Source organism: Winogradskyella pelagia, from assembly GCF_017581965.1.
GTDB lineage: Bacteria > Bacteroidota > Bacteroidia > Flavobacteriales > Flavobacteriaceae > Winogradskyella > Winogradskyella pelagia.
This window is the reverse complement of sequence record NZ_JAGEVF010000012.1, coordinates 1-17,137: the sequence shown is the minus strand read 5'-3', so window position 1 is coordinate 17,137 and position 17,137 is coordinate 1. Positions and strand designations below refer to the sequence as shown.

Annotated in this window: 13 protein-coding genes and 1 other RNA gene; 8 read left to right on the top strand and 6 right to left on the bottom strand. The window is 34.6% G+C overall.

Annotation, left to right across the window (positions count from 1 at the left end):
* Positions 1 to 96: 96 nt before the first annotated feature.
* Positions 97 to 1,533, bottom strand: a complete 1,437-nt coding sequence (locus tag J4050_RS13460; RefSeq protein WP_208155117.1) for an ATP-dependent DNA helicase — start codon at positions 1,531 to 1,533, stop codon at positions 97 to 99.
* Between the two features lie 154 nt (positions 1,534 to 1,687).
* Here J4050_RS13460 and J4050_RS13455 point away from each other — a divergent pair, with 154 nt between their 5' ends.
* The 4 genes from J4050_RS13455 (at position 1,688) to J4050_RS13440 (ending at position 4,429) form a co-directional block, all read left to right on the top strand.
* Positions 1,688 to 2,416: a hypothetical protein gene (locus tag J4050_RS13455; RefSeq protein ID WP_208155116.1), complete on the top strand. Its 729-nt coding sequence runs from the start codon at positions 1,688 to 1,690 to the stop codon at positions 2,414 to 2,416.
* 3 nt (positions 2,417 to 2,419) lie between these two features.
* Positions 2,420 to 3,229, top strand: coding sequence for a DUF3822 family protein (locus J4050_RS13450; protein WP_208155115.1), 810 nt, complete (start codon positions 2,420 to 2,422; stop codon positions 3,227 to 3,229).
* Positions 3,229 to 3,768, top strand: a complete 540-nt coding sequence (gene rsmD, locus J4050_RS13445) for a 16S rRNA (guanine(966)-N(2))-methyltransferase RsmD (protein WP_208155114.1) — start codon at positions 3,229 to 3,231, stop codon at positions 3,766 to 3,768. Before J4050_RS13450 ends, rsmD begins: the two co-directional genes overlap by 1 nt.
* A 136-nt stretch (positions 3,769 to 3,904) precedes the next feature.
* On the top strand, positions 3,905 to 4,429 hold the full coding sequence (locus tag J4050_RS13440; protein WP_208155113.1) for a nuclear transport factor 2-like protein: 525 nt from the start codon (positions 3,905 to 3,907) through the stop codon (positions 4,427 to 4,429).
* Positions 4,430 to 4,472: 43 nt separating this feature from the next.
* Here the strand turns inward: J4050_RS13440 and rnpB are convergent.
* An RNA gene (rnpB, locus tag J4050_RS13435) (RNase P RNA component class A) lies at positions 4,473 to 4,807 on the bottom strand.
* Between the two features lie 139 nt (positions 4,808 to 4,946).
* Here rnpB and dnaX point away from each other — a divergent pair.
* The 3 genes from dnaX to J4050_RS13420 are packed head-to-tail and all read left to right on the top strand — an operon-like array spanning position 4,947 to position 7,829.
* Positions 4,947 to 6,674 (top strand): DNA polymerase III subunit gamma/tau, encoded by a 1,728-nt coding sequence (gene dnaX, locus J4050_RS13430; protein ID WP_208155112.1) that lies wholly within the window; start codon positions 4,947 to 4,949, stop codon positions 6,672 to 6,674.
* Positions 6,667 to 7,245, top strand: a complete 579-nt coding sequence (locus J4050_RS13425; RefSeq protein WP_208155111.1) for a hypothetical protein — start codon at positions 6,667 to 6,669, stop codon at positions 7,243 to 7,245. Before dnaX ends, J4050_RS13425 begins: the two co-directional genes overlap by 8 nt.
* 2 nt (positions 7,246 to 7,247) lie before the next feature.
* Positions 7,248 to 7,829: a MiaE family protein gene (locus tag J4050_RS13420; RefSeq protein WP_208155110.1), complete on the top strand. Its 582-nt coding sequence runs from the start codon at positions 7,248 to 7,250 to the stop codon at positions 7,827 to 7,829.
* A gap of 62 nt (positions 7,830 to 7,891) precedes the next feature.
* On the opposite strand, the gene J4050_RS13415 is transcribed toward J4050_RS13420, so the two are convergent.
* The 4 genes from J4050_RS13415 to J4050_RS13400 form a co-directional block, all read right to left on the bottom strand.
* Positions 7,892 to 8,422, bottom strand: coding sequence for a porin family protein (locus J4050_RS13415; protein WP_208155109.1), 531 nt, complete (start codon positions 8,420 to 8,422; stop codon positions 7,892 to 7,894).
* Positions 8,423 to 8,516: 94 nt separating this feature from the next.
* The gene (locus J4050_RS13410) at positions 8,517 to 9,422 is read right to left on the bottom strand and encodes a Ppx/GppA phosphatase family protein (RefSeq protein WP_208155108.1); all 906 of its coding nucleotides are present in this window, start codon (positions 9,420 to 9,422) and stop codon (positions 8,517 to 8,519) included.
* Between the two features lies 1 nt (position 9,423).
* Entirely contained in the window at positions 9,424 to 11,472 is a 2,049-nt protein-coding gene (ppk1, locus tag J4050_RS13405) for a polyphosphate kinase 1 (RefSeq protein ID WP_208155107.1), read from the bottom strand.
* The gene (locus tag J4050_RS13400; RefSeq protein ID WP_208155106.1) at positions 11,472 to 11,957 is read right to left on the bottom strand and encodes a SixA phosphatase family protein; all 486 of its coding nucleotides are present in this window, start codon (positions 11,955 to 11,957) and stop codon (positions 11,472 to 11,474) included. Before J4050_RS13400 ends, ppk1 begins: the two co-directional genes overlap by 1 nt.
* Before the next feature lie 321 nt (positions 11,958 to 12,278).
* Here J4050_RS13400 and J4050_RS13395 point away from each other — a divergent pair.
* On the top strand, positions 12,279 to 17,137 hold a 4,859-nt coding region (locus tag J4050_RS13395; RefSeq protein ID WP_208155105.1), incomplete at its 3' end, for an Ig-like domain-containing protein.

The window sequence follows — 17,137 nt, the reverse complement described above, 5'->3', positions numbered from 1 at the left end:
AGATATTCAATCAGTATTTGACGTCTTAATGCTGTTTTTTTTTGGTACCATATTTGTAAATTATAAAACTCATTTCATATTGAATAGTTTGTTAGTTTAAGAAACCTCAACGAATAAATCATCTTTAAATCCTATAAGGTATAGTTTGTCTTTTGCCCTGGTTACAGCGGTATATAACCATCTCACATATTCCCTATCCATACCATTTGGCAAATAAGGCTGTTCTACAAAAATAGTGTTCCACTGACCACCTTGAGATTTATGACAGGTTATAGCATACGAGAACTTTACTTGTAATGCATTAAAATACTTATTGTTCTTAACACCTAAAAATCTTTTGTAATTTGATTTTTCATTAGCGTAATCCTTAGCAACTTCATTATAAAGGCGATTAGATTCCTCATAACTTAACGATGCAGATTCAACGCTAAGTGTGTCTAGCATTAATACAGTTTCAAAAGGTCGCATTCTAGGATAGTCTACCATCCTTACCTTTACTTCTGCAAAACGAAATCCATAGAGCTCTTTTAAATGGTATATTTCTAGGACCTCAATGATATCACCGTTGGCAATAAAACCAGCCTCTGTGGTAGGCTTTATCCAAAAGTAATTATTCTTCACCACCATTAAATAATCTCCTGTTGAAAGCTCATTTTCCTTGAAGAGTATTCGCTCCCTAATTTGCTTGTTATACAGATTAGCTCTCTTATTGCTGCGAACGATAATCGCAGTTTCTTCATAGCCGAGGTCACTGTAAGCGTCGTTAATAGCATCCATAATCTCATAGCCATCTACAAGGCGTACAATATCCTTAAACCCACTTAAATTAAATTTAAAGCTATCGTAAATACCTGTTTCAAGCACAGAGCGTAATTCTGTTGCATTTTCTAAAATCCCTGAGTCTTGATCTTGTCTTACAACTTCATCTAATTCAATACCCAATACACTTTTATTGTAATTTAATTCTAAACGGTTTTGATCGAGAGCAGGACTTAAATCTGATTTAACGGGTGGTAATTGAGCCATATCACCGATGAGCAACAATTTGCAATTATGCCCAGAATAAACGTATTGCATTAAATCGTCTAACAAAGAGCCATTCTCAAAAAGTTTTGAATCTGAAGGCACATCTGGTATCATTGACGCCTCATCTACAATAAAAACAGTGTTTCTGTGTTTGTTGGGCTGCATTACAAATTTTATACCACCTGATTTTTCCTTTTTTGGAAAATAAATCTTTTTGTGGATGGTAAATGCCTCCTTTTTAGAGTAGTTAGATATTACTTTAGCTGCTCTTCCGGTTGGTGCCATGAGCACTGCGCTTTTTTTAGCATGCCAAAGGTTAGAGACCAATGTACCTACTATACTGGTTTTACCTGTACCAGCATAACCTTTGAGGAGGTAAATTGAATTTGGGGATTTATCAAAAATAAATTCAGATAATTGCATCAACACCATATCTTGTTTTGAAGTAGGATTAAACGGAAATTTTGATTTTAACAGCGTGTAAAAGGCTGATGCATGGGCAATCATAAACAATTTGTTTAAATGGCAAGATAGTATTAATCTTTGGTTTATAAAGGCTTACCAAAGCGTCTCTTTCAAAAACAATGATTTTTATTTAGATAGTTTTTACGAACAAAAAAAAATTGTAGATTTGCCGTAGACCTAATTAATAAACTAGACTATGTTAAACGTTATTATAGCAATTGTAGTTATTATACTATTAACCATTGGTATTGTATGGTTAATTGACAAATTTGTTCCAAAAAAAATTAAACCCGTTATCAATATTTTACTTTGGGCATTAATTATATACTTAGCTTACATGACGTTTATGTCTGTTTACAAAGAGATTCAATTCAACCAACTAAAAGTAAAGCGTTATCAGGCTGTTATTGAGCGTTTAATTGATATTAGAGATGCGCAATTAGTTTATAAAGAAGTAAATGGAGAATACACTGATAAATTTGAAAACCTCATAAAATTCGTAGATACGGCCCAAGTACCTATTACACAAAGAAGAGATACACTTGTTTTAGATGAAGAGCGTACACGTGCCTTTGGTGGTGTAGAGACTATGAAAACTATTACGTTGATAGATACTTTAAGTTATTACTCTGTTAAAGATTCCTTATTCAAGGGAACAGATAGATATAAGACTATGATGAATGTTGGTGTTGGAAAGCCTGGTGCAATTTTCGATCTTAAAGCAGGTAAATTAGATGAAATTCCTGTTTTTGAAGCAAGTGTTGATAAAGCTATTGTTTTAGATGGCGAAGAAAAGTACTTAATCGAAAAAGAAAAGCAAGCCTTCTCAATTGCCGGTGTTAAAGGGCCTACGATAAAAATAGGTTCTATGGAAGAAGTTAGCACAAGTGGTAATTGGGGTAAAGACTTGTCCACAAAAGAGTAAATTTTGGCCAAAACAAATATTAAAGAATTGTCCATTCAAGTAAATTTGAATGGACTTTCTTTTTGCATATTAAACAGAAGCCAAAATAGTATTGAGTATTTAAACAGTTTAAGTTTTGAGCGAAAACTCAGTCCCTTGGATGTATTAAATAGACTTAAAACAGAGTTAAGCAGCAATACCGTATTTTCGGATGATTTTGATGACATCCTTGTTATCCATCAAAACGAATTAGCAACCTTGGTGCCAGCAGACCTTTATAATGAAGCGTATAAGGCGGATTATTTAAAATTCAATTCAAAAATTTTAAGGTCAGATTTTATTACTCACGATACTATTGCTATTAACAAATCGGTTAATATTTACGTTCCTTATGTAAATATCAACAATTATATATTTGACACTTTTGGAGAATTTGTTTATAAACATGCTTCTAGCGTGCTCATTGATTATGTTTTACAAAAAGAAGTCTCTAATCTAAACTCTAATAGCGTTTACATCAATGTCAATCCCAATGCTATTGAATGTGCAGTTGTTGATAAATCACAGCTTCATCTCTATAATTATTTTGAATATCAAACTAAAGAAGATTTTATTTACTACATCCTCTTCATTTTTGAGCAGCTCAATTTAGACACAGAAACCATACCAATTAAATTAAGCGGTACCATCGCTAAAAATGATGAGTTATATAGTATTATTTACAAATATGTTAGGCATGTTGACTTTGTTGATGATGACTATGGATTTAATTTTCCAGAAGTTATTAATGCAAATCAGCGTCTCGAACATTTTTTAATTTTAAACTCTTTTTAGTGCGAATCATATCTGGACAGTTCAAAGGGCGACGAATTACAGCTCCCAAAAAATTACCGGTAAGACCAACAACAGATATGGCTAAGGAGGCCTTATTTAATATTCTTAACAACCGCTACTATTTTGATGAGCTTTCTGTATTAGACCTCTTCGCTGGCACTGGCAATATCAGTTACGAATTCGCCTCTAGAGGAACTCAGCAAATTGTAGCAGTAGATAATAATTATGGCTGCATTAAATTTATAAACGAAACCGCCGATTTATTTGAAATGCCTATAAGCACTATTAAAAGTGACGTTTATAAATATTTAGAGAATTCTAAGCAAAAACACACAATCATTTTTGCAGATCCACCTTACAATTTTGAAGTCGACCAATTTTCAAGAATCCCTGAATTAGTATTTGAAAATAAATTATTAGAAGATAATGGCTTACTTATTATAGAGCACTCAAAACATACAGACCTAAGCCAATTAGAGAAGTACACACAGACAAAGCATTATGGTGGTAATGCGTTTAGTTTTTTTGAAAGCAACTAATTATCAAGCATATAGTCTAGTAATTTATTTTTAGCTATTTTTATAAAACCTGAGCAGAAAGATTCTGCTACATTTCTACTTTGCGCACAACTTTTTTTGTTATGGTTAAACAAACTATTAACCAAAACAATTAATTATGAAAACTTTTAAAAAAACTATCCTATTAGCGCTGATTGTGCTAGTGAGTAGCACTGTGCGCGCTCAAGACGAACCAATGGTGACGTTAGAATTTAAAAATTCAGAAATGGCACAAAATCTGGTGCGAAATTACACAGCTGCCTTACAAAAGGGCGACGTGGTCAAAATGAACGCTCAACTCCATAAAAATGCCATGATATATGGTCTTGGTGGCGGTTTAGACTCCCTTAATGTAAAGCAACATAAAGACTATTTTACAAACAGTACCAATCAGTATAAGCATTCCATTAGCGATGATTTATATTTACCTGTCAAAGTTGAAAATAATTGGAATGCTGGTGAGTGGTTGCTCTCATGGGGAACTAACACTATTACGGACAAAAAATCTGGTTCAACTATGGTTGTTCCATACCATACGGTATCCTTAGTGCAAGACGGTAAAATTGCAATGATCAGATACTTCTATGATATGATGAATATCATGGAAAAGCAAGGTTATACTATTACGCCTCCCAAAAAATAGTTAAATAATAAAAACCCTTTACGTAATGGTAAAGGGTTTTTTATGTCTAAGCAAATCTATAAGCCGAATTCTGTACATTTTCTTCCTTAGAAAGTGAATTCCAAAAAAGAAAAGTCCTTATCATTTATCTACGTTTAACGTTACCGTTAAACTTTAGCTGTCTACCCTCCAACATTGAACGTGCCGCTCTCAAGCATTGGTTTACATGACATTGCACCGCATAGAGTTTACCTGATTTCACTACAGCATAACCTGTACATCCTTTCTGTTGCACTTTTCCTCATCTCACGATGGATGGCCGTTAGCCACTATACCGCACTATGGTGTTCGGACTTTCCTACCCTAAAAAAATTTAGAATCGATAAGGCGATTTACTTGGGTCAAAAGTAAGTAAATTGTTAATAACTCATACTATTTTTAAAGTGTAATCAAAGTCAATTAGACGCTTATTATTAAATTTGTATAGCAATATTTTTGGCATTATCTTTTTCTGCCAAAAGCAAAAAAATAAGTTAGATTGGAACATTTTGTAGTTTCTGCAAGAAAGTATAGACCACAATCCTTTAAGGATGTTGTAGGGCAGCAGGCTATAACCAATACTCTAACTAATGCCATAGAAAATAATCATTTAGCTCAGGCCCTACTTTTTACAGGCCCAAGAGGTGTAGGAAAAACAACCTGTGCCAGAATATTGGCAAAAATGATAAATAGTGATGATAACACTAGTAAAGACGAGGATTTCTCTTTTAATATCTTTGAACTAGATGCGGCTTCCAATAACTCCGTTGACGATATTAGGAACCTTACAGATCAAGTACGTATTCCGCCTCAAGTAGGAAAGTATAAGGTATACATTATAGATGAGGTTCACATGCTATCGGCATCAGCCTTTAATGCCTTTCTAAAAACTCTAGAAGAGCCTCCTAAACATTGTATTTTTATTCTGGCAACAACCGAAAAACACAAGATTATTCCAACCATCCTATCGAGATGTCAAATATTCGATTTTAAACGTATTACCGTAACTGACGCCAAAGACTATTTAAAATATATTGCCGAAGAGCAAGGTATATCTGCCGAAGAAGACGCTTTACATATTATAGCCCAAAAGGCTGATGGTGCTATGAGGGACGCATTGTCTATTTTTGACCGTGTAGTGAGTTTTTCTGGAAAAAACTTAACACGACAAGCCGTTGCCGAAAACTTAAATGTACTCGATTATGAAACCTTTTTTAAGAGTACAGATTTAATCGTAGAGAATAAAATTCCTGAATTACTTATTCAGTTCAATGAAATTTTGGCTAAAGGGTTTGATGGTCATCAATATATAGCCGGACTAGCATCGCATTTTAGAGACTTGTTGGTTTGTAAAAATGAGTCTACCTTAGGTTTATTAGAAATTGGAGACGACACCAAACAGAAGTATATTAAACAGGCTCAAAAAATCTCCGATACTATTTTATTCAAATATATTGAGCTCTCTAATGCATGTGATCTCAAATATAAAATGAGCAGCAATCAACGTCTTCTCGTTGAATTGACTTTAATGCAAATGGCCTCCATCACTTTTGACGGAGAAAAAAAAAACAATAAACACTACATAATTCCGCCGTCTTACTTTGAGGCTAAAGGTATAGAACCCGTAAAAGTCAGTAAAGCGAAAGCCACAATCGAGGCTAGCAAAGCAGAAGATAAGGTCTCCCCTTCTCATAAGGAAGATATTGACCAGTCCGCTCAAATTGCTGAGCCTAAGGAACTGCCAAAAATATCAATTAATAAGGGTAAAAATGTTACCTCAGGACTATCTCTTAAGAGTATAAGAGAGAAAAAAGAGCACCAAATTAGGCAGTTAGATGTTATTGTTGACGAGGAGCAACTGCCCAAAGAACCTGTTAAACAAGAAGATTTATTAGAAGCTTGGGAAACATACACCAAATCTTTACATAGAAAAGGTGAAAAAATAATGGCTTCAATATTGGAGATGGAAAAACCAGAATTGCGAGACACAGCAATATGCCTAACCTATTCTAACAACACAAATAAAATAGAATTAGAGCGTTCCCAGTATCCGTTAATGATGTTTTTAAAGAAAACGCTTAAAAATTACGACCTTCATCTTCAGATAAGTGTAAATGAGGAAATTGCTAAAAAATATGCCTTTACACCTCAAGAAAAATACGAAAAGCTTAAAGAGAAAAACAGAAACATAGAACTCTTAAAGAAAACCTTTGGATTAGATGTATAGAAAGATTTTTAACATTTTACCGTTGCTATTGTTTTTAGGTATTTGCAGCATGGGTTGCGAGGGTAGAATTTCTAAAAATGAAGCCCTAAAAAAAAGCATAGCTAATTTTAAGAGTAATCAAGTAATAACTAAAATTGCCTATCATCCTTTAGAGTATAATGAGATTGCTACTGATACTATATTAAGCAACGGTTATGAGATAAAACTTAAAACCTTTACAGATATGAATAGTTCAATTCTCAATAGCTCTACAATTAATGAAATAACCCAAAATCATTTTTACAGAATTGTAGAAAGTAAATTAGAGGTTAAATATGCAGAAAATGTGATTTTCAGAGATATCATTGGACGCGACTTTATTGAGGAAAATTTACAAATTGAACATAAAAATTGGTCAAAATTCAACCTTAGAGATATCTGGATTGATCAGGCTTTGTCAATAGAAAAAAATTTATTAAGCATCCAAATAGAATTTTGCTCCATAGAATCAGATGAATGCAAGAAGTTCAATCTTCTAATCAACAAAGCAGGCCAGCCCTATATTACTGAATTAAGCGAAAACAACTACTGATTATGCTCGGATTAAAATTACCAACGGACCCAAGGTGGGTAAATATTGTAGAGAAAAATATAGAGGAGATTCTCTCCGACCATGCCTATTGTGAGCAAAAAGCTGCAAGCACAGCAATATCACTTATAATAGGTTTTCCAGAATACACGGAATTAGTACAAGAAATGTCGGATTTGGTGCAAGAAGAAATGAGCCACTTTAGAATGGTCCATGATAAAATTACCGAACGCGGTTGGACACTAGGAGGAGATAGAAAGGATGAATATGTCCTTGCTTTAAGAAAATTTTTTCCAAAAGGGGGAAGCCGAACAACACAATTAGTACATAGATTATTAATCGCCGCTTTAATTGAAGCTAGAAGTTGTGAACGATTTAAATTGTTATCTGAAGAATTAGAGGATAAAAAACTAGCAAAGTTCTACAAGAAACTAATGATTAGTGAAGCGGGGCATTATACGATGTTTTTAAATTTTGCCCGTAAATACGGAGAGAGAAAAGAAGTAGATAAAAAGTGGCAAGATTTATTGATTTATGAAGCCGAAATAATGAAAGATTTAGGGAAAAAAGAAACAGTGCATGGCTAGCACTAAAAAAAACCCATTGATTTATCTCAATGGGCTTGTATAATTCACACTAAAAACAGTTGTTAAATCTTAATTCCAAAACCAAATTGCATCACATGATTTTTCGCTTCTGTTGTAGTTAAATCCTCATCAAGGATATTGGTAAAGCCATAAGAGTATCTTGCATCTACAAAAAGTTCATCAGTAATCATATATTCTGCTCCTACGACACCAGAAAAAGTAAATGTTGAAAAAGCATCTTGATTTTGCCATGTCTTTAAATTGACTTGAGGTCCTACTCCAAAAGACAAACGGTCAGATACGGATAATCTCAGGAGAATAGGTAGCTGAATATAATCAGCCCTTAGATCTTCTTCTTTACCACCTTCGGCTGACCATTGCAATTCAGTTCTCAAAGAAACTGTTTCAGATAGGCCAAAATCTACAAAGCCAGCAAACGCAAAACCATTACGATGTTTATTTTCAAAATCAGCGTCTGGAGTAAAATCTAAATTAGAGACATTTAATGCGCCTCTAATACCATAACGTATATCCTGTGACGTACCAACTAATGTAAAGCAGGTTAAAACTAAAAGAATGAAATATTTTTTCATAATATTAAATTTGAGATTGACAATATAACTGTAAAAAATAGAATCGGTAACAATAATTAGATTTTAAGCCAAAAAATGTAGATGAATGAACCATTTAAACAGAAATACTAGATACTGTTTCATAATAAATGCTCTTTATAATACCATCTGACAACCCGATTTTTGGCACATACATGTCTTTAGCACCACTCCACTTCATAGCAGATAAGTAGATTCTCGTTGCTGGGATTATAACATCTGCTCTATCTTGGTTTAAATTAAGCTTTGTTATACGCTCTTCATAGGAGTAATTCTGAAGCATTTGGTAATAACTTGATAAATAAAAATAAGTCAACGGTTTACCTAACTCCTTTCCTGATATTTTAAAGATTTTATTAATATTCCCACCAGAACCTATAAGCTCTATTTTATCATAAGTTTTGGTTTTTTCCTTAATCCATTTTTCTAATTCTATCCAGGTTTCGTTTTTAACAATATCATTAAGAAGCCTTACCGTTCCTATTCTAAAGGATTTAGAATCAATTTTCTCACCGCAATGAAGTATTGAGAATTCGGTACTACCGCCTCCAACATCGACATATAAATAGGTTTTATTAGAATCAATAAAAGTGTGCAAATCAGTGGCTGCAATTATGGCCGCCTCTTCTTCTCCATCAATAATATCAATAGAAATACCCGAATTCTTTTTTATCTTTTGTGTAAGTGTGCCCCTATTTTTAGCCTCTCGCATTGCAGAAGTCGCACAGGCCTTATATCTTACTACACCATGAGATTTCATTAGTAGACCAAAGGCTTTCATCGTATCCAACATGCGTAGTTGGTTATAATCAGAAATCTCACCAGTCAAAAATACATCAGCTCCCAATCTAATTGGTACTCTCACCAAAGAGTTCTTTTTAAAAACAGGAACTTCGTTATCTTGTTCAATGATATTTGATATCAATAGTCTAACGGCATTAGACCCTATATCTATAGCCGCATATTTTTGAATCTTCAGCATTTTATCCTTCTAATTTCTTTAAATAATAATTATAGGTTTCAAATTGAGCACGCAATAATGGCAAGCTACCATTTTTATAAGTATTATCTTGAGTTGTATTAATAATCCTTGCTTTAACATTATCGTTCCAACAAATATCAAATAAATCAGATAATTCATTTTTAATATCGTTGTCGTAAATCGGACAGGTCACCTCTACTCTATTGTCTATATTCCTTGTCATCCAATCCGCTGAGGAAATAAAAAATCTAGGTGAATCATTATTGCAAAAAATGAACAAGCGCGTGTGTTCTAAAAACTTATCGACTATACTAATTATTTCAATATTCTCGCTCATTCCAGGAACACCCGGAACTAAGCAGCATAAGCCTCGAATAATCATTCTTATTTTTACACCTGCCCTACTTGCCTCATAAAGCTTATCTATCATTTTATAACTGCTTATACTATTCATCTTCAGTTTAATATAAGCTGATTTACCTGATTTAGCATTTTCAATTTCGCTGTCTATTAGCGCAAATAGCTTTGACATAGTGTAGTGCGGAGATGTAATGATATGCTTATATCTGTGAATCCTGTAATTCACTTCAAAAAAGTTAAAGACCTTATTAAGGTCTTTTAAAATCTTGTTATTAGCTGTAAGTAAAGTAAAATCAGTGTAAATTTTAGCAGTAGACTCATTAAAGTTGCCGGTACTGATAAATCCATATCTCACCATTTTATCTTTTTCTTGTCGTTCTATAACGCACATTTTACAATGTACCTTTAAACCCGTAACACCAAACAATAAATTAATACCTACATCTTGCATTTGTTCTGCATAATTGATATTGGCTTCTTCATCAAAGCGAGCGCGCAACTCAATTGATACTGTGACATTCTTTCCATTTTTGGCTGCATTTATCAAAGAACTCGCTACATGAGAAATTTGAGCTAATCTGTAAATAGTGATTTTAATGGTTTTTACCTGTGGATCGAGGGCCGCCTCCCTTAAAAATTTAACAACATACGAAAAGGTATGGTAAGGCGTATAAACCAAATAGTCTTTTTGGGCAATAGATGCAAATATGCTATCATTAAGACTTAACCCTTTTACAGGAAGGGGTTTTATCTTTTCGTAAAGCAAATCGGTTCTTCCAAGACTTGGAAAATTCATGTAATCTCTTCTATTATGATATCGGCCTCCTGGTATAATACTATCTTTGTCATCTATATGCATCCGCTCTAACAAAAAATTCAATGTACTTTCGTCAATTTTCTTATCATAAACAAAGCGTACAGGGTCACCAATCTCTCTATCCTTAACACTTTCAGAGATTTTATGGATAAAACTTTTGCTCAAATCACTATCAAAATCTAATTCGCCATCCCTGGTAATCTTAATCATATGTGCAGAAATAGCATCATAGGTAAAAATGTTAAAAATATCATCTAAACAATAGCGTAAAACATCATCTACCATTATAATATATTCAGAACCATTTTTACTTGGTAATACAATAAAGCGATCCATAGCCTTGGAAATTTCTATGAGTGCAAATTGAGATTTCGAACTTGCTTTCTCCATTCTCACCACCAAGTAAGCTGCACTATCTTTAAGCTCTGGGACATTAATTTCATCATGTAGCATGATTACTACCAAAGCTTGACTGAGTTCTTGATAGAAATAAGACTTTATAAAATCTTGCTGACTCTCACTAATCTGAGACTCATTAATCCTATAAATATTCTCTTCTCTTAATTTATGGTCAATATCATCTAGAATCTCTAAGCTTTCTGCCTGCTGTTCAATTACTATCTGGGTGATTTGTTCTAATAATTCACCTGCCTTTATACCACCCAATTCACTTTTACCACCTTTACCTGCTTCGTAAATACGTTTAACCGTGGCATAACGTACCTTAAAAAACTCATCAAGATTATTAGAAAAAATTCCTAAAAATCGTAAACGTTCAATTAAGGGAACATTTTCATCGGCCGCTTCTTGTAAAACACGTGCATTAAACTGCAACCAACTGAGTTCTCTATTTATATAAGTATTTTTAATCATTAACGTAAATTCTTTGGAATAATAATTCGTTTAGTTCTTCCTTTTTTTAAATCACTCCAGCATTCTATCTCAAACTCAATAGATACAAGACCACTTGTAGGAAGATTATCTATAGACTGATCACCAAAAATATTAGTAATATTAGTAAAGGCATGATTATGCCCAAAAATCATTACAGAGTTTATTGAGTTCGGTAACTTTTTTACGAAAGAAATGACATTATTACCACCAAAATCATATAGTTCGTCAATAATTTGTAAGTTTTGAATGGAAAAACCAATCGTATTTGCAAATATTTTAGCAGTATTTTGCGCTCTTTTCGCAGGACTCGAATAAAATTTGTGAGGTATTTCTGAAAATTTAACAAACTCATTGGCCACTAATAACGCATCTCGCTTACCTCTTGGTTTTAAAGGTCTTTCTTTGTCTGACACGCTAAATTCCCATGAGGATTTTCCGTGTCTCATTAGTGTTAATTTCTTCATTAATTATCGATTAAATGCAATTTTTTTCGACAAAATGTTGCATATTTCCGTTTTAACGAGTATTTTGCCGCTTTAACTTTAATGTTTGTGTATGATGTTAGTTATAATTTCATTTGTTATGTAAAATTAATGTAAATGACCCCAAATCAAAAATATATTAATCCATTCTATATTTCATTTACGTTAAGAATACTTCCCTCTATTTTAACAAATAATAAATAACTCTGTTGTTGCTTATAACGGTAACTATATAATAGATTTTCTTATTATAGAATTGTCTTTGCCCCAACAACATCGTAGATAGTATATGTTATGTACAATATGAGAAAAAAATACGCTGGTATTTCTATCGTAAAAAGCCTAATGATGTCTTGCCTTGCAGTCATCTTATGTAGCTTTAACTTGGTGGTTGCTCAACAATCCCCTTCCATTCAAACGGGAGTGACTTTTCAGTGGGCAGGACCACAACCAAGCAGAAATAGTCCTGCTAACATAGAATCCATTACTATAGATGGGCAGGTGTATAACACTTTTGTTGTACCATCAAGCTACGAAATGACTAGACTTGGTCCTGATGGACATGCACCCAATAGAATTTTGCAAAATGGAGCTACGTTGGCTAATGGAAGTAATGATCCAAATTGGGACGCTATAGCTTTAACCGCATTTCAAAGTAAAAACTTAAATCATTATTTTACGGCCAACCCTAATGGAAGAGATATTTGTTTAGACTTCAATGCTGTTGAAACAACTGATGCTCAAAAACAAAGTATTTTTTATAATCCAGCAATTCCCTCTAATGAAGGCGGTGTTTTAGCTGTTACGGAAAGAAATATCAATAACTGTTATCACGTAGCGGTATATGGTATTCCACCAGGTGGCGGACCTGAACAATTTCTGGGTCAAACCTTTGTCAGACCAAATTCAAGTGCTTTATCAGGTCCACAATTTGGGCCGCCAAATCCGGGCACAGATTATTGGAAAACAAATAGAGTTGTAGAAAATAACGGTACCATTGGTATCGCTTTATTCTATTTAAGCGATATTGTTACCACAGGTTCCCAAATATCGAGAATTGAATTTAACGCTGCCACCCGAGATCATGGGGATGGTAAATTTTTTATTTTACAAAAGTATGCTGTTGATCAGCAAGAAAATAATTGTATTGACGGTACATTTAATGGAAATCTTAATATTGCTAATAATGTACCTGTAGGATCAACATATTCAATAATTACTCCACCTAGTCCTGCTGGACAGTCTTTTACATTTAATACAGATGGAACTTATACCTATGTTCCACCAACTGGTTTTATTGGTGATGTAACGTTTGAATATGAAGTGTGCCTACCAGCACCGAATACTTCTGTTTGCGATACTGCACAAACCACAATTAGTTTTGTTGCCCCACCAGATGACCCAACATTTACAATAAGCTGTAACGGCACAGTAAATGAGTTTACGGTTACGGTAACAAGTCCATTAGGTAATATATATGACTACTCCATAGATGGTGGAACGACCTATCAAGATTCTCCAGTGTTTGATAACCTTTTAGCTGGTAGTTATACTCTACTTGTAAGAAATAAATTTGTGGGCTGTGTTACAAGTTACACAAGTAATCCAGTCGTACTTACAACTTTAAATATTGACGCAGACACCACTAATGTTGGCTGCTTTGGCGAAAGCACAGGATCCATTGATTTAGATGTTAGTAGTGGCTCAGCTCCCTTCAGTTATGTATGGAGTAATGGTGCCACAACAGAAGATTTAACGGATATTGCAGCTGGTACTTACACTGTTATTGTTACTGATTCTAATGGTTGTTCTGTTTCTGGGTCCTATACTATTACAGAACCTACTGAGGAACTAGCATCCTCTATTAGTGGTACAGACTTGTTATGTTTTGGTGATAATTCAGGAACGATTGATTTATCAGTTTCAGGTGGCACAGCACCTTATACATATTCATGGAGTAATGGTTCTACGGATGAAGATATTTCGAACCTACCTGCAGGAACTTATAATGTAACGATAACCGATGCAAATGGTTGTACAACGACAGATTCAATTACTTTAACCCAACCAGTAGAGGTTTCTTGTCAAATAAATGTAGCTAATTGTCCAACAAGTGTCGATGCTGTTTGTAGCGAAGAAGATGGTGGAACACCTGTAAACTGGACTCCTCCAACATTTGCTTATCAATGTTGTACTTCAGTGCCCGGAGACGATTATTCATTTAATATGGAATTCGACCTGCCAGAAAGTGCCTTTGGGTCTGATTGTTGGGATTTTAATTATGCTCAAAGAGTCGGAGTTGATAATCTGAGATTATTTCAGTCAACGGGTGTAGGCTCAAGATATGATGATTCTTATCTGATTGCCCCTACAGCATATATTGATACCTCTGGAGGTGTTGATATAAATATAGAGTTAATTAATGTTACGGCGACAGTAAATTGGACACTTCAGTTATTAAATCCAGATAACGACGCCGTGGTTTATTCCGATTCTGTATCAGGAATTACTTCTGATGGAATGCAAACTATTATAATCCCTAACTCTGTACCAAGTGGTGCATATAAGGTTAAATTCAACTTTGACAGTTCAGATGCCAATGGTGGTGACCAGATTGAAATAGATAGAATTTATTATAATGCCACATTAGTAGATATTGGTTGTACTGGAGGAATTAACTTTGTTGTTACTTCTAACTATATTCCAGGAGATGATTTTCCTGATGGAGATACTACTGTTATTTATACGGCATTATATACTGGCCCTAATGGTGATACAGAAACTCTTACATGTAGTTTTGATGTTACAGTAATTAATACAGGTATTTCTGAAGATACCGCTAGTCATGAAGATGCAAGTTGTAATGGACTTAGTGATGGTTCATTAACAGTTACAGGAAGCTCTGGTGTCGAGCCATATTCATATAGTTTAGATAACGTTGACTTTAGTAATACAACCGGTTTATTTGAAAACTTAGCAGCTGGCGTTTACACGGTATTTATAAGAGATGCCAACAATTGTTCAGATTCTTTAGAAATAACAATTTCTGAACCAGATATACTTGATATCTCAATTGCTAGTGTATCTGATGTAGATTGTACAGGTGAAGCAACTGGAGATATTACAACAACAATTGCTGGAGGTACATTGCCTTACACGTTCTCATGGAGTAATGGAGAAACAACACAAAATTTAACAGACGTTACCGCAGGTTCATATACTGTTACAGTAACAGATGCAAATGGGTGTACTGCTTCAACAAGTACAACAATATCAGAACCATCTAGTCCGTTAAGTCTTAACATTAGTAAAACTGATGCCAATACGGCTCAAGGATGTACTAATGGTGAGGCAACTGCTGATGTTTCTGGTGGTACTGCACCTTACAGCTATCAATGGAGCGCTTCAGCGAGTAACCAAACAACGGCAACCGCAACTAATTTACCTGTAGGGAATCATTCAGTAACCGTAACAGATGCTAATGGTTGTGAATTAACTCAAAGTGTTATTATTGTCTGTGTAAATACATGTGATACCGAAATAACCATAGGAACAATTACAAATGTACTTTGTGTTGGTGATGCTACAGGTTCTGGAACAGTAACTGCAAGTTCAAATGCAAACCCAAGTGCAACTTTCACTTTTACTTGGACAAACGGCCAAGTTGATTCTGGTGTTACCTCTAGTACAATCAATAACGTGACTGCTGGCGTATATGATGTTAGTGTTACAATTGATGGCACTGTATGTCAGCCAGTTGAAGAAACTATTTCTATAACTGAACCAACAAATGCATTAAACCTATCAGCTTCTGCAACAGACGAATTAGGTCCAAGTACTGGAGATGGTACTGCTAATGCCTCTGCTTCTGGTGGTGTATCACCTTACACCTATTCTTGGAGTCCTGGTGGAGAAACTACTCAAAATATAAACGGTTTATCCGCTGGAACTTACACAGTAACTGTAACAGATGCAAACGGTTGTACTGAAAGTTCTACGGTCATGGTAAATCCAGGAACGTGTAATAATTTATCGATATCAGGAACTTCCACACCCGTTGTCTGTAATGGTGAAAGTAATGGTAGTGTGACTGCTGTAGTCTCAAATGGTACAGGTCCATTTACATATAGTTGGAACACACTTCCGGATACAACACCAAGTGTTTCTGGATTACCTGCAGGAAATTATACAGTTACTGTAACTGATCAAACGACATTATGTACGCAAAGTACTACCATAACGGTTAATGAACCAACCGCCTTAAGTACTGGTATTGCGGTAACAAACATATTATGTAAAGGCGATGCAACAGGTTCCGTTGACTTAACTGTTAATGGAGGAACACCTCCGTATACATATGCATGGAATACAGGAGCAACAACTGAGGATTTAATCAATGTAATTGCAGGAACCTATTCTGTTACGGTAACAGATGCAAACGGTTGTATAGCTACAAACTCCTCAGACGTACTTGAACCTGCAACCGAAGTTTCTGGTTCAATTACACAAATTACGAATGTTGAATGTTTAGGTGAAAATATAGGTAGTATTACAGCAGAAGCTACTGGTGGTATACCACCATACACCTACTCTATTGACAATGGTGCAACAACTCAAACTAGCGGATTGTTCGAAAATCTTTCGTCTGGTACTTATACAATTCTTATAACGGACGCAAATGGATGTACAGTTAATGTTTCAGATACAATCGATACTGATGATATTGAATCTCCTATAATATCAGTTCCTTCAACAATAACTATTGAAGGTTGCTCAACATCAGACATAACCAGTGCCGATGCTGTTTTTGCTTTTAGCACAACGACATCTAGTGATGTACAATCTGAATTTGCAACTAATCCAAACTATAATGCTTCTGACGATTTTAATATTCAAAGCATTACTTATATAGATATTGTAACATCAACTGATAACTGTCCTATAATAGTGCAAAGAACATTTACAATTACAGATAATTGTTCTAATACAGCTACTGCGACACAGACTATTACAGTTCAAGATAATACAATACCTACCATAGACACGGCAGCTAGCGATAGCACCGTAGAATGTGACGGTGCAGGGAACACTGCAGAGCTCAACGCCTGGTTGGCCAATAACGGTGGCGCTATCGCTTCCGATACCTGTAGCGGTGTTGTCTG